The organism is Paenibacillus phyllosphaerae, assembly GCF_014192105.1.
GTDB lineage: Bacteria > Bacillota > Bacilli > Paenibacillales > Paenibacillaceae > Paenibacillus_Z > Paenibacillus_Z phyllosphaerae.
On the sequence record NZ_JACHXK010000001.1, the window covers coordinates 463,365 to 476,526 of the forward strand.

The following is a 13,162-nucleotide window of genomic DNA, read 5'->3' on the forward strand; positions in this document are numbered from 1 at the left end:
TTGACGTCCACTTCAGTGGACACGCTTTACTTAAAGGATTAGTGGCGCCCTTTGGGCGCTGAACACAAATGCGCCACAGGCTGATTACCTGTGGCGCATCGGTTTGTTTGTTTCTATGAGTGAACTTCTCCTACCTTATAACCATTCAATCAAAGAGTCCTCGAACAACAGCGATCGGAAGAACATTCGACTGTGAAGTGAATACAGTTCCCTAACGATTATCGGTTTCAATCCGCCCTAGCCACTCTCTTATTATCGTCGCTACCTGATGCAGCTGCTCTTGTTCCGTAATGGTAGAAGGATAATCTTGCCACCGTTCGGCGAAGGACGCGAAATGTTGGTGGTTGCCGCCGCGGATCGTGACATATTCCGTTCGATTGGGCAGCTCCTCATGCTCTTCCTTGGAGCGGCTGAGCGGTACGATGCCGTCTTTGCTGGCGGCGATTTGCAAGACGGGTAGCTCCTGCACCATCTGGCCGGTGCGCTCGCCTACGAAGGAGGCCATCAGGAAGACGCCCGCGAGCTGCTCGCCATGGTTGGCCGCGAATCTTGCAGCGGTCGCGCCGCCTAAGGAATGGCCGCCGATGACGAACGTTTCGTCTGGATGCGCCTTCATGATGGCCGATGCGCGATTGAAGCCGAGCGGCGACAGATGGAGCGGCATTTTGACCAAATACACGGCATGTCCCGCTTCCGCCAGCTCTCTGGCCCACGGCGCATAGCTGGCCGTATCGGCTAGAAACCCGGGATAGAAAATGACCGACGGCGTTCGCTTGACTGCTTGAGCCGGTTCCAGCTGCCACCACCGCGGCGCATCGGTCACGTGCACGACGCCATCGCTTTGCAAAGCCTTACGAGCAACAGAACTTGGCTTGAAAACAACGATTTGATAAGCGGCTACGGCGATTAGGGCGATCGCAGCCAAGACCAACACAATCCGTAGCCTTGTTCGATTCGTGGAGGTACGGCCAGTCATTGTTTCTCCACCGCCTTCTCCGTTCTGGTTGATGCACGAATCCCATGCTTCAGTTACGCCTTAGTCTACCCTTGTACGTACCTTGCCATCCATTTCCGCTATAGCTGCAAATCTATTCCTATAGCCTATTACACCTGCTCGGCTCCCTAGTTACCATCTATTGATAGATGATCCTTGCTAGATTGGTTGTTATGCTATGTACAGACAGCAAGACACCAACCAAGGAGGAATTCTCTCATGATCAAGAAGACAGCAGCCATTCTTAGCGCTACGATGATTCTGACTGCAGCCGGAACGGTGCATGAATCTTTTGCTGAGTCTGCCTCTGCGGCGACTACAACGACGAGCACGACGACAGCTACGACTACCGATACGACCTCGACGGCAACCGGCACGACCAGCGCATCTACTACGACGACTGCGACCACAACTTCGACAGTCACTTATTATAAAGTCGGCTCGACCGGCGATGCGGTGATGAAGCTCCAGACGGATTTGAAAGCACTTGGCTACTTTACCTATCCGACGATTACGAATTACTTTGGCACGATTACACGCGATGCCGTTATCGCCTTCCAGAAGGACTACGGCCTCTATCCGGATGGCGTTGTCGGACCGATGACGAGTGAAGCGATTGCGCATGCCATTGTCAAAAAAGCGCTGTTAGCCGACTCGCTGAATTACCTCAACACGCCTTACCTGTGGGGCGGTTACACGCCTGCGGGCTTTGACTGCTCGGGCTTTGTCTACTTCATGTTCAACAAGTTCGGCGTCGCCCAGAAACGTGTCTCCTCGAGCGTGCTCTATACCCAAGGTACTTCGATTGAGAAATCGATGCTCCGTCCGGGCGACCTTGTGTTCTTCAAGATCGGCTCCACCGGCGCGATCGACCATGTCGGCTTCTATCTGGGCAACGGCGAGTTCATCTCGGCGCTCAGCTCCAAAGGCATCTACATTCAGAAGCTCGACAACACGTATTGGGGTCCGCGTTACGCCGGCGCCCGCCGCGTCTACTAAAACCCTTTCTTCTTGCAGCAGCCCGCGCGAAGGGAACAAGCCGTTATGGTTTGTCCGCCTCGCGCGGGCTTTTGGCTCTATCGACATATCAGCCGCTCTTCTCCCATAAGTATAGATATGAACGATTAAGGGGCTAATCGCCTGCCAAAGGGGGAAGTGCGCCGTGCACCAGGATGAGATCAAGGCGCTTGAACGAGCGATTGATGAGATAACGGAAATCGCCAAAGGCTTCAATCTGGATTTTTACCCGATGCGGTATGAAATATGCCCATCTGACATTATTTACACTTTCGGCGCATATGGCATGCCGACCCGCTTCTCGCATTGGAGCTTCGGAAAAACCTTCAATAAAATGAAGATGCAGTATGACCTTGGCCTTAGCAAAATTTACGAGTTGGTCATCAACTCCAATCCGTGCTATGCCTTCCTGCTCGACGGCAACTCGCTCATTCAGAACAAACTGATCGTCGCGCACGTCCTCGCCCACTGCGACTTCTTCAAGAATAACGCCCGCTTCAGCGCGACCAACCGCAATATGGTCGAGAGCATGTCCGCGACGGCCGAACGCGTCAGCCGGTACGAGATGCAGTACGGGACCGAGCGCGTCGAGAGTTTCATCGATGCCGTCCTCGCCATTCAGGAACATGTCGATCCGACGTTGATCAAGCCGTATCAACTGGATAAAACCCGCTATATTGAGCTGCTCACCAAGGAGCAGGGCCATTCCGACAGTCCGCCGGCCACGTATGGCTATGAGGATATTTGGGATTTGGATACAGCGGCGAAAGAAGCTGCGGAGCAGGAGCAAAAAGCCTCTGCCGGGGAACCGAAGCGTTTTCCGCCAAAGCCGGAGAAGGATCTCGTCTGGTTCATCGAGGAATACTCGGGCATTCTGGAGGACTGGCAGCGTGACATTATGTCGATGCTGCGTGACGAGATGCTCTACTTCTGGCCGCAGATCGAGACGAAGATCATGAATGAAGGCTGGGCTTCGTACTGGCATCAGCGCATCCTTCGCGAGCTCGACCTGACGAGCGACGAGACGATCGAATTCGCGCAGCTCAACTCCTCCGTCGTGCAGCCGTCTCGCCACAGTTTGAATCCGTACTATCTGGGGTTGAAAATATTCGAAGACATCGAGCGCCGCTGGGATAAACCGACTCGCGAAGAGCAGGAAAGGCTCGGCCGTAAGCCGGGCGGCGGCCGCGACAAAATTTTCGAAGTGCGCGAGCTCGATTCCGATATCTCCTTCCTCCGCAACTACTTGACGAAGGACTTGGTGAAGGATCTCGACCTGTACGTCTTCGAGAAGAAGGGCCAAGAGTGGAAAATTACCGACAAAGGCTGGGAGAACATCCGCGAGCAACTCGTCTACTCCCGCGTCAACGGCGGTTTCCCGAGCCTCGTCGTCACCGACGGCGATCATAACCGGGTCGGCGAGATGTACCTCACGCACCAATATGAGGGCGTGGAGCTCGATCTGCGTTACGTCGAGCGCACGCTCCCTTACGTCGTCCAACTGTGGGGCAAGAGCGTCCACCTCGAAACCGTCGTCGAAGACAAGAAGATCGTCTTCAGCTGCGATGGCAAAAAAACGAGCCGCAAGTTCATCTAAGCCGGCACTAGCACAAACCAATACTTACACAAAAAAATCGCCTGCTCCTTCGATTGAAGGGGGAGGCGATTTTTACGTTCTATATTTTATCCGTCATTGTTCTATGAATTACGATTCCAAGCTGAACAGTTTACTCGTGGGTACCTGGAAATCTTGGAACACAATCGATTGTACGTTGTCCTGTTCCGTATACAACACATGAACCGTCCGGTTTCCAGGGTCGACAATCCAATACTCCCACACGCCATATTTCTGATACAGATTGAATTTCTCATTGAAATCCTTTAGTGCGGTAGATGGTAACAGTACTTCGATAATCATCGTTGGAGCACCGTGACACCCGTTTTTGGATATCTGTTTCTTGGAACAGACGACAGACAGATCCGGCTGTATGACATGATCAAGCGTATCATACTGATCCCTCTCGCTGAAGAATACGTCGAATGGTGCAACGAATACAAAACAGCCTTGATTTTGAAAGTAGGTTCGCAAGGCGAAATGCAGTTCTCCAACGACAAACTGGTGCAGCGCGTTTGGAGCCGGCGACATGCTATAAGCCTTGCTGTTAATTAATTCCCACGTTCCGTCCCAGGCTAACCAATCTTGATAGGTGTGTATGGCTTTCTCATCCGGATTCGACACTTGGATCTAGCTCCTTCAGATTATCCGTTGATTCCTTCTACAGCTTGCCTTCTCTTATTTGCTCAATCACTTCATCTGTCGTATAGACCTTACCTTGTTTGATATCTTCATCGGATTGTTCGATCGATTGCATGATGTCTGAATCTGAATCAAGTACATAAACAGCTCGTTCCAATAGGGTCAGATCATCCTCATTCACGATCGTAATCTCCTTAGACGTTCGTAATCATTTATGACTGCTAATGCCCCCGAATTATGCCTCAAGAATTAGGAAAGCACATGCCATCCCCTAATTCGTCGAAAGCGTTGGAATATGCCGGCAAGTAATTTTGCCATTTGAATTGAACCTTTGGCGCATTCGGTATGGTTTTACCAAAGCAATTAGCAATGCTATGCACCGCCTAATTGATATCCATAAAAATCTGCTCCGTAATTGGAAAGGGTGCAATCTATACTTATTATGTCCTTTATACTTAATCGTCTCATTGAAACTCGATTATTTGGTTTATCATCTATAATAAAATTACCTTTCGTTAGCCCTTTTGGATCCAGTGATAAAAAAATAAAGCCTGTATTTTCCTTGTTCACTTTCGCCAGAAATCCTTCGTTAATAATGTTGTCCATTCCGGTGCACTAGAATTTAAATGAATGTGCTAAAGAAGATGTCCAAATTGCTCGCACAACATCTTCTGGAGTAACTGATTCATGTTTAGTAAAAAAGCTAAGTGTAATTTTAAGTATCATTTGGTTTTGCTGATTAACATCTACACTGATCATCTCGTTCATTGAACTGTCTAACCTCACATTTATATGATTACCGTAGCTCAAGCAAATGGAATTAGAATCGTAGCTTAACCCACCAATCCAGATTTTCACTCCTGATACTTGATTGCCGTGCAAATACAGAAGGAATAGTTTTTTCTGATTATTAATCTGCTCGCTGCTAAATTCAAAACCAGAATGCTTTCTACTCAATTGATCAAATAGTTGTTCAAATAAACTGCAAATTTCAATAAAGCTCTTGTTGATGAATTTCTTTTTATCCAGATCGCTTACTTTTCTCACACCAGGTAAATCTAGATCGTGAAATACACTTTTGGAAGTAGGAACTTCTACTGACCGTACTTGTGTACTCATTTGATCCATTACACCAAAATCAGGAATATTTCCCAATGGTGCTTTTTCAAATTTACCTTTCTTGTAAATACGGCGAATTAATTCATCTAATTTTGCTTTGTATTCTGAATCCTGACTAAAGTTGATGGCATAATAATCGCGAAAATGATATGGAAAGACGTTCGTGTAGTCTCCTTCACGCATGAGGAAAATAAATTTATCGGGTTCTGTTCTTAAAGCAGGTAACGACAGCATCGTTTCAAAACCAACTCCACCTTGGAAGCCATCCGCTTTCTGGGCATATGCTTTGGTGAGCACCACAATCTCAGATCATTGACAAGGTCTCTGATCCACTGCTCATGGGAAGGTCCGTCCCAACTATAGCTAATAAAAGCCGTATATCTCTTGTCCATTCTTTCACCCTCTGAATATCATAATCCAATGCTATTGTAGAACATATGTTCCCCGTCATCAAAGGATATTTTCAATTTTCAATCATCTTTTAGACAACGTATTAGAAAATAAGCACATGTGGTAAAATGTTATCTAAAGGACGGTGACCAACATGTCTTTATCAAAAAAAGCATTAGAGCAAAGCTTCAAAGATAAATCTGTCGTAGAACTTGAAGATCTTGTTCATTTAATTGAGGACCATTTTGGGTATCATGTTCAGTTAACTCGTTTGGAACAGTCGGTAGAACTGACGGATACACAAAAAAAGAAACTCACCTCGGAAATCTTTCGCGATCAAAACGTCATTCATCAACTTACCCAAGCTGAGAATGACCGACATAACGGAATTTCAACCTACAGTGATGACGAAGATGAATTTGCCCGGTTCCTCAACGAAATGAATCATGGAAAATAAACGATATAAAGTTCTATGGACGAGTTATGCTCGCGTTGCCCTTGCAAAGATGCAGCCTTACCAAATTGATCCAATGAACGTTTTCCGGCGTATAAAAGCCATCTTATCCTCTCAACCGGATCATAAAGCATACGGAATCTCGGACTTCCCTGGATTTTCGTTTAATGGCTATTCATGGACCCTTATCGGTAACGTAGTCATTATTTATAGGGTTGATCATTCTTTACACGAGGTCTACGTTGATGCTTGCTATTTCGCAAATTCAGGATCGTCTCATCATATTTTCTGGGGAATTGATCCTGATGAAGAATAAAAAGTGCCAAGAATAATGCAGCTCAATAGCTCATTTTCTTGGCATTCCATTTCTACTTTATTCATATAACTTTCACGCCAAGTATTCCGCCAAATTCACAGCCCCTTCCTACACCTGTGGTATTAACTTCTGTTCAGCAATCCATTCACGCTTGGTATCCAAATGCCTAAGCCATAACTCCACCAACTGCCTTCCATTAATCAATTCGATATTTAACCCCTGCGCATAGCTACGAGCACCAGACGTAAAATCGCTTGTCGTCACCACATAGCCGCCCACAGCGCCTTGCTTAACCATCTGGGAGTGGATAATCGCGATCGGAGCATACCCAACCAGATTCGTATCGTTGAAGCACTTCACTTGTCCAAGATATAGCCCTTTTTCTGTCCGTTCTTCAATATCGATGCCAAAATCCCCTGTGCTCTTTGTAACGTAGCTGCTTCCGCCTCGAACGGTTGTCATGATATCAGCAACAAAATGTTCAAACAATAGCGGATCTTCGTCTTTCTTCTGCTCCAAGTCCCGCTTGAAACGGTTATACAAAGGAGATCACATCAAGCGCAGTTCTGCGGTAGTTCTCTAACAAACTTTTCTGGTTGTAATACAGAAACAGCAAGTAACAAATAGCAACTATCAATACACTGAGCAGCATAGTCACCTTACATCTCTCCTTTTATATCCATCCTTACCAAAATTTCAATCAGTTAGCTGTCGCAGCTGCTATACCTTCCTGCACGATAGTAATACCCTGATCCAAAACAAACTGATTGTCGCACACGTTCTCGCCCATTGCGACTTCTTTAAAAAAGATAACGGGCTTCAAATTCATCTAACCGGGACTCACGCAAAACTATACTTACACAAAAAAATCGCCTGCTCCTTCGGTTGAAGGGGGAGGCGATTGCTATGTCTGGTCCATCTGTGCGGCCAGCTCCGCGATCGTGGTGCGGGCAAGCTCCTGCTCCATCGCGTATTGCGCCTTGGCGAAGGAGGTCTCGAGCGCGCCTTGGATGCCGCGGCCGACTTGGCAGAGCGGGTTAGGCTTGTCGTGGATGGCGAACAGCTCGTCGCGCTGCTCCTGCTGCACGGCCAGATACACGTCGAGCAGCGTGATCGCATTCGCTTCGCGGGTGAGCGAGGCGCCGGCTACGCCAGGACTTGTCGCGATGAGGCCCGCTTTGCTCAGCTGCCCCATAATCCGACGGATGACGACCGGATTGGTATTGACGCTGCCTGCGATGAATTCCGAACTGATCCGTTGATCCTTGGTGTAATCCAGCAGCGTCAGAATATGAACAGCGACGGAGAAGCGGCTGCTAATGGACATGGGTGAACTCCTTCTTTCTGTTGCCGATAAACTGAATTCGGCTATCCGTTCCGAGATTCTTCCTAAAGTTGCCCCTATTATAGTGAGCGCGCCGCTACAAGTCAATAGCCGGGCAACTGCTCATGCCCCTTCTCCCGTGAATGAGAAAAGACGGGCTTCCCTTCCGAAGAAGGAAACAGCCCGTCCCCTTGCTGCAGCAGCTTGAACCCGTAAACTGCCATTGCCCCTATTGCAGCCCTTCAGCCGTTAGACGCCGCTAACTTGCCCGTACTCGGTCTGACGCCTCGTCAATCCCCGATCCCTGCTCTACGTTTACGAATGTGATGATTGCGTTTATCTCTCTCTTGCAATAACACGAATCTCTTACCAATTAACCTTCCGCACATCCACCTTTACGTCCAGTCTGGCTTCGCTCGTTCCGCGATAGACGCCCTTAACAGGGACGATATCTTTGTAGTCTCTACCGTGGCCGAGCTTGACGTACCGCTCGCCGATCAACTCATCGTTCGTCGGATCGAAGCCGCACCAGCCGAGGCCGGGCACATAGGCTTCCACCCAAGCATGGGACGCCTGCTCGAAATCGGCGCTGCCGCCCTGAAGGTCGCCAACGAAGTGATATCCGCTGACGTATCGGGCAGGCACGCCCTTGGAACGGCAGGCAGCGATCATCAGATGGGCAAAATCCTGGCATACGCCGCGCTTGCTCACGATCATATCGCTGACGACCGTATGCACGTCCGTCGCCTGCGGGTCATAGACAAAATCGTGCTTGATCCGCTTCGAGATGCCGATCAGCCAATCGTAAACATCCGGCAACAGCGGGTCCGAGGCCGCCTCCTGCGGTACTCTATCCCCGGCAGCCGTAGACGCAAACGCGTCTACTTCATCATTAATGCCCGTATAGGCGGTCGGCAGCAGAAACTCCGCGAACTCGTTCTGCGTCTCCGCGCTCGAAAGCCAGCGCCATGATTCCTCGGCCGGCATCCGTTCTTCTCCATCCTTGGGCCATGTCATGGCTGCGTTCGTCACGATCGTCATCTGCGTGCGAATCGTCAGCTTATGGTGCGGCTCGTTGACCGAGAAGGCATGGACGCGGTTGCCGAAAAAGTCCTCGTAGCTGAACAGCGGGGCATTCGGTTCGACCGATATGCCGTGCTGGTAGCAGGACTGATGCTCGTTGGTAAAGGGAGTCAATCGCAGCTCATTGACACTGTCCGTTACCGGCGATGCGTAAGCGTATTGGGTAGTATGGGTAATTTGCAGCTTCATGCGCTTGCCTCTCCGATGCGAAAAAAGGTCTGAGCGAACGACGCCCCAAGCTGCTGCACCGCTTGAAGCAAATGGGCGACGACCGGCGATTCGCCTTGCGGCGACAGATCCTCGCGCTCGAGGCAAGCCAGATCCGCCTTGATCTTCGCAATCTGGCGAAGCACGCGGTCATGGGCCACGCGCATCGATTTTTCCATCAGCTCGATACCTTGCAAGTGGTCATCCAGCTGATGGAGCGAGAAATGCACCGAACGCGGGAAGGCCGTGTTCAGGACGAGGAACTCCACGATCGACTCGAGGGAGAACCCATCCGCATAATAGCGGCGGAACGGCTGATACGCGCTGACCGAGCGCAGCACCGCCTGCAGATACGGATAGACCGGGTCATACCCGTCGGAGACGCCTGCCCCTTGCGGCGCGATCAGGCCTGCTGAGCGCAGAATGCGCAGCGTATTCTCGGTCCGCTCCATGTAACGGCCGCACTCGATGAAATACCATTCGTTCTCGCGCGGCATAACCGACTGCACCGTCCCTTGGAACAGCGCCGTCCATTCTTTCACGCGGCTGAAGAACTGATGCGGCGATTCCCGCATCATATCCGCCGGCTGCTTCTCGCGCAGCCACAGATAGAAGCCATTCGCCGTATCCCATACTTCGGCCGGCAGCTTCTCGCGCAGCGTTCTCACATTGCCTCTGGCATAGTTCACGCAGGAGACGAGCGAATTGGGATTCTCGCGGTCAAGCGTAACGTAATAGACCACATCTTGCTCCGTATACGCGCCATACTGCTGCTCGTAGGCGCCGCGGCTGCCGAGCGCGTCGACAATTCGCCCCCATTTGCAGAGCGGATCCTTGGCCTCTTCATCCCCGCCTTGCTGGAGCGCGACAAGCGGCTCCTCCGCCTGCAGATGATAATGGACATCGATAAGCCGGGCATGATTCTCCGCCCGCTCCATATAACGACCGATCCAGAACAGCGCCTCCGCATTTCGGCTAATCATCGTTCATTCCTCCGCTCTTGTATTCGTCTAACGATTCAGTACCCATGTATCTTTCACGCCGCCACCCTGCGAGGAGTTGACGACAAGAGAGCCTTCCTTAAGCGCTACGCGCGTCAATCCGCTTGGGATAACGTGCGTCTCTTCCTCCGCCCCCATCAGCACGAAGGCGCGCAGATCGATATGCCTTGGCGTCATCTCGCCTCCGACCATAACAGGCGCCCGGGACAACTGCATCGTCGTCTGGGCAATATACCTGCCGGGATCCTGACGGATCGCCCGCTCGAACATCTCGATTTCCTTTGCCGTTGCCGTCGGGCCGATCAACATCCCATAGCCCCCGGAGAGCGAAGTTTCCTTCACGACCAGATCCTTCAGGTTATCCAGCACATATTCCCGGTCTTCCTTGCGATCCAGGATATACGTCGGTACATTGTTCAGCACAGGCGACTCATTCAAATAAAACTTGATCATATCCGGCACATAGGCGTATACCGCTTTATCGTCCGCAACCCCCGTACCCGGCGCATTGGCAATGGCAATATTCCCGGCACGGTACGCATTCATCAGTCCGGGCACGCCCAGCATCGAATCCGGCGCGAACGCAAGCGGGTCCAAATAATCGTCGTCCAGCCGGCGATAGATGACATCTACCTGGCGAAGGCCGCGCAGGTCGCGCAAATAAATTTTGTGATCCTTATAGACCAAATCCCGGCCTTCCACCAAATGAATGCCCATCTGCTGGGCCAGAAAGGTATGCTCGTAATACGCAGAGTTATAGGCACCTGGAGTGAGCAGCGCAATGAGCGGATCGCGTTTGCCGGAAGGGGCAAGGCTGCGAAGGGAGCGGAGGAAGATATTCAGGCTTTGGTCAATATCGGCGACGGCGCTCGAGAGATAAAGGTCATGAAAATGCTCGCTCATCATGCTGCGGCCGCGATATAAATAGGAGAAACCGGAGGGGGTCCTTAAATTATCTTCAAGCACGAAGTACTCGCCCGTCTCGTTACGGATCAGATCAATCCCCGAAGCCGTCATATAAGCGCCGCCCGGCACCTCCAAGCCCGCCATCTCCGGACGGAAGTAACGGTTGCCGACGATCATGCGCCGCGGGATAATCCCTTCCTTCACAATTTGCTGTCCGTGATAAATATCGTGGACGAAGGCGTTCAGCGCGCGAACCCGCTGCTTCATGCCTTGCTCGATCAACTGCCATTCCTGCTTCGGAATAATGCGCGGAATGTAATCGAACGGGATCGTCCGCTCCAGAGGCTCGGCTTGTTCCGGCGTGTAGAGCGTGAACGTTATGCCCTCCTCGAGCATGCGCTGCTGCAAGGCCTGCTGCCGGGCGGCAAGCTCTGGCGGCTTCATGCGGGAGAACGTCCGGTAGACGCCCTCGTAATGCGCCCTCACCTTCAAATCCCGCTCGAACATCTCATCATAGAACGAGTCCGCGTCATAAGAATGAAACTGTGATTGTACGGCAATTGACATGCAAACCGCCTCCAAAGCCCTCATATGTTAGTATAATGTCAAATAAATGATAGTAAATCCGAATGTTTCCGGGTGATATTACCTAAATCATACATGAAATACGATTTACATGTCAACTAATATAACACGAAAGGCAAGACCTCCAGTAATAAGGTCTTGCCTTTTTCCCCGCTTTCTAAACTTTATGCGGCATTTTAACTATTTATCCTGCTCTAGTGAGAATGCCCCACTTCAAGCATTTGCTACGCGGGGGATGAATCGAGTTCTTTTCTTTTTTTTGCTCAAAATGAGAACATATGTGCTACAATATACCTATCCATCCTTGGAAAGGAGGTTTTAGGCATGTTGATAAAAAAGGCTTACAAGTATCGCATCTACCCTAACGATGAACAACAAGTACTCATTCAAAAAACGTTGGGCTGTTGCCGCTTTGTCTACAACCACTTCCTGGACAAGTGGAATACAACTTATGCGGAAACAGGCAAAGGGTTGTCGTACAACAAATGTGCCACACAACTGCCTGCATTAAAAACCGCCCTGCCATGGCTGGAAGATGTGGACAGTACAGCACTTCAATCTGCCGCCCGTCATCTTGCAAACAGCTTTGATCGGTTCTTCAAGAAGAAAAACCGTGCTCCGCGTTTCAAAAGCCGCCGTAATCCGGTTCAGAGCTACACGGCTAAACATACGAACGGCAATATCGCCATCCGTGGCCATGAGGTCAAACTTCCTAAGTTGGGCTGGATGCGCTTTGCTAATTCTAGGGCATGCGAAGGTCGCATTATCTCAGCCACGATCCGGCTTAGTGCATCAGGCAAGTATTTCGTCTCCATCCTTTGTGAAGTTGAGCAAGAGCCGCTTCCTGCCGCCAATAAGCATATCGGTATTGACTTGGGCCTGAAGGAATTTGCCGTCTGCTCAGACGGACTGCGTGTGGCAAGCCCGAGGGCATTCCTCCGCTATGAAAAGAAGTTAGCCTTTTGGCAACGCCGCATGAGCCGCCGTACCAAGGGCGGCTCGAATTGGCATAAAGCCAAGGTGAACGTCGCTCGCATCTACGAGAAGATCGCCAACATCCGCGAGAACTTCTTGCAACAGTTAACAACCAAGCTGATTCGCGAAAACCAAACGATCAGCATAGAAAGCTTAGATGTGGCGAACATGCTCAAAAACACCAAGCTTGCCAAATCGATCGCAGATGCGTCCTGGGGTGAGTTTGAACGTCAGCTTACGTACAAGGCGAAATGGTATGGACGCACCTTGAAGTTTGCGGATACCTTCGCACCTACAAGCCAGACCTGTCATGTGTGCGGCTTTGTGAATCCAGAAGTCAAACAGCTATCGATACGGCAGTGGAGTTGCCCATCATGCAGGACGTGTCATGATCGGGACGACAATGCCGCTCAAAATATTAAGCGAGTCGCTATATAGTCGCTCGCTCAACCAGTTGTGGGAACCACAACTTCTCTTGGGGTACTGCATAAGCAGGACAACTTCAAACCGATGGGTTTGACAATCCAAGAATCC

Annotated in this window: 14 protein-coding genes and 1 pseudogene; 5 read left to right on the top strand and 10 right to left on the bottom strand. The window is 50.4% G+C overall.

Annotated elements, in window-relative coordinates:
* Positions 1 to 211 precede the first annotated feature (211 nt).
* Positions 212 to 976 carry an alpha/beta fold hydrolase gene (locus FHS18_RS01785; protein ID WP_183596288.1) on the bottom strand — a complete coding sequence of 255 codons (765 nt, stop codon included), beginning with the start codon at positions 974 to 976 and terminating at the stop codon, positions 212 to 214.
* Between the two features lie 237 nt (positions 977 to 1,213).
* On the opposite strand from FHS18_RS01785, the gene FHS18_RS01790 reads away from it, so the two are divergent.
* On the top strand, positions 1,214 to 1,993 hold the full coding sequence (locus FHS18_RS01790; protein ID WP_246427398.1) for a C40 family peptidase: 780 nt from the start codon (positions 1,214 to 1,216) through the stop codon (positions 1,991 to 1,993).
* Between the two features lie 163 nt (positions 1,994 to 2,156).
* Positions 2,157 to 3,608, top strand: a complete 1,452-nt coding sequence (locus tag FHS18_RS01795; RefSeq protein ID WP_183596290.1) for a SpoVR family protein — start codon at positions 2,157 to 2,159, stop codon at positions 3,606 to 3,608.
* 108 nt (positions 3,609 to 3,716) lie between these two features.
* Here the strand turns inward: FHS18_RS01795 and FHS18_RS01800 are convergent, their stop codons facing one another.
* The 4 genes from FHS18_RS01800 to FHS18_RS01815 form a co-directional block, all read right to left on the bottom strand.
* Positions 3,717 to 4,250: a Uma2 family endonuclease gene (locus tag FHS18_RS01800; RefSeq protein WP_183596292.1), complete on the bottom strand. Its 534-nt coding sequence runs from the start codon at positions 4,248 to 4,250 to the stop codon at positions 3,717 to 3,719.
* A 37-nt stretch (positions 4,251 to 4,287) separates the two neighbouring features.
* Positions 4,288 to 4,449 carry a hypothetical protein gene (locus FHS18_RS01805; protein ID WP_183596294.1) on the bottom strand — a complete coding sequence of 54 codons (162 nt, stop codon included), beginning with the start codon at positions 4,447 to 4,449 and terminating at the stop codon, positions 4,288 to 4,290.
* 191 nt (positions 4,450 to 4,640) lie between these two features.
* Entirely contained in the window at positions 4,641 to 4,874 is a 234-nt protein-coding gene (locus tag FHS18_RS01810; protein ID WP_183596295.1) for a hypothetical protein, read from the bottom strand.
* Positions 4,875 to 4,883: 9 nt separating this feature from the next.
* Positions 4,884 to 5,687, bottom strand: coding sequence for a hypothetical protein (locus tag FHS18_RS01815; RefSeq protein ID WP_183596297.1), 804 nt, complete (start codon positions 5,685 to 5,687; stop codon positions 4,884 to 4,886).
* Positions 5,688 to 5,931: 244 nt separating this feature from the next.
* Here FHS18_RS01815 and FHS18_RS01820 point away from each other — a divergent pair, with 244 nt between their 5' ends.
* Positions 5,932 to 6,234 carry a hypothetical protein gene (locus FHS18_RS01820; protein WP_183596299.1) on the top strand — a complete coding sequence of 101 codons (303 nt, stop codon included), beginning with the start codon at positions 5,932 to 5,934 and terminating at the stop codon, positions 6,232 to 6,234.
* A gap of 421 nt (positions 6,235 to 6,655) precedes the next feature.
* On the opposite strand, the gene FHS18_RS01825 is transcribed toward FHS18_RS01820, so the two are convergent.
* Positions 6,656 to 7,066, bottom strand: coding sequence for a restriction endonuclease (locus FHS18_RS01825; RefSeq protein WP_246427399.1), 411 nt, complete (start codon positions 7,064 to 7,066; stop codon positions 6,656 to 6,658).
* Positions 7,067 to 7,265: 199 nt separating this feature from the next.
* On the opposite strand from FHS18_RS01825, the pseudogene FHS18_RS34175 reads away from it, so the two are divergent.
* A pseudogene (locus FHS18_RS34175) lies at positions 7,266 to 7,358 on the top strand (SpoVR family protein); the annotation flags it as partial.
* A 93-nt stretch (positions 7,359 to 7,451) separates the two neighbouring features.
* On the opposite strand, the gene FHS18_RS01835 reads toward FHS18_RS34175, so the two are convergent.
* From FHS18_RS01835 to FHS18_RS01850, 4 genes are all read right to left on the bottom strand, one after another.
* A complete protein-coding gene (locus tag FHS18_RS01835; protein ID WP_183596301.1) occupies positions 7,452 to 7,874 on the bottom strand; it encodes an Rrf2 family transcriptional regulator in 423 nt (140 codons plus the stop codon).
* Positions 7,875 to 8,237: 363 nt separating this feature from the next.
* Positions 8,238 to 9,143, bottom strand: a complete 906-nt coding sequence (locus tag FHS18_RS01840; RefSeq protein WP_183596303.1) for a transglutaminase family protein — start codon at positions 9,141 to 9,143, stop codon at positions 8,238 to 8,240.
* Positions 9,140 to 10,144, bottom strand: a complete 1,005-nt coding sequence (locus tag FHS18_RS01845) for an alpha-E domain-containing protein (protein ID WP_183596305.1) — start codon at positions 10,142 to 10,144, stop codon at positions 9,140 to 9,142. Before FHS18_RS01845 ends, FHS18_RS01840 begins: the two co-directional genes overlap by 4 nt.
* 27 nt (positions 10,145 to 10,171) lie before the next feature.
* Positions 10,172 to 11,635, bottom strand: a complete 1,464-nt coding sequence (locus tag FHS18_RS01850) for a circularly permuted type 2 ATP-grasp protein (protein ID WP_183596307.1) — start codon at positions 11,633 to 11,635, stop codon at positions 10,172 to 10,174.
* Between the two features lie 342 nt (positions 11,636 to 11,977).
* Between FHS18_RS01850 and tnpB the strand changes: the two genes are divergently transcribed.
* Positions 11,978 to 13,066: an IS200/IS605 family element RNA-guided endonuclease TnpB gene (tnpB, locus tag FHS18_RS01855; protein ID WP_183596309.1), complete on the top strand. Its 1,089-nt coding sequence runs from the start codon at positions 11,978 to 11,980 to the stop codon at positions 13,064 to 13,066.
* The last annotated feature ends 96 nt before the right edge of the window (positions 13,067 to 13,162 follow it).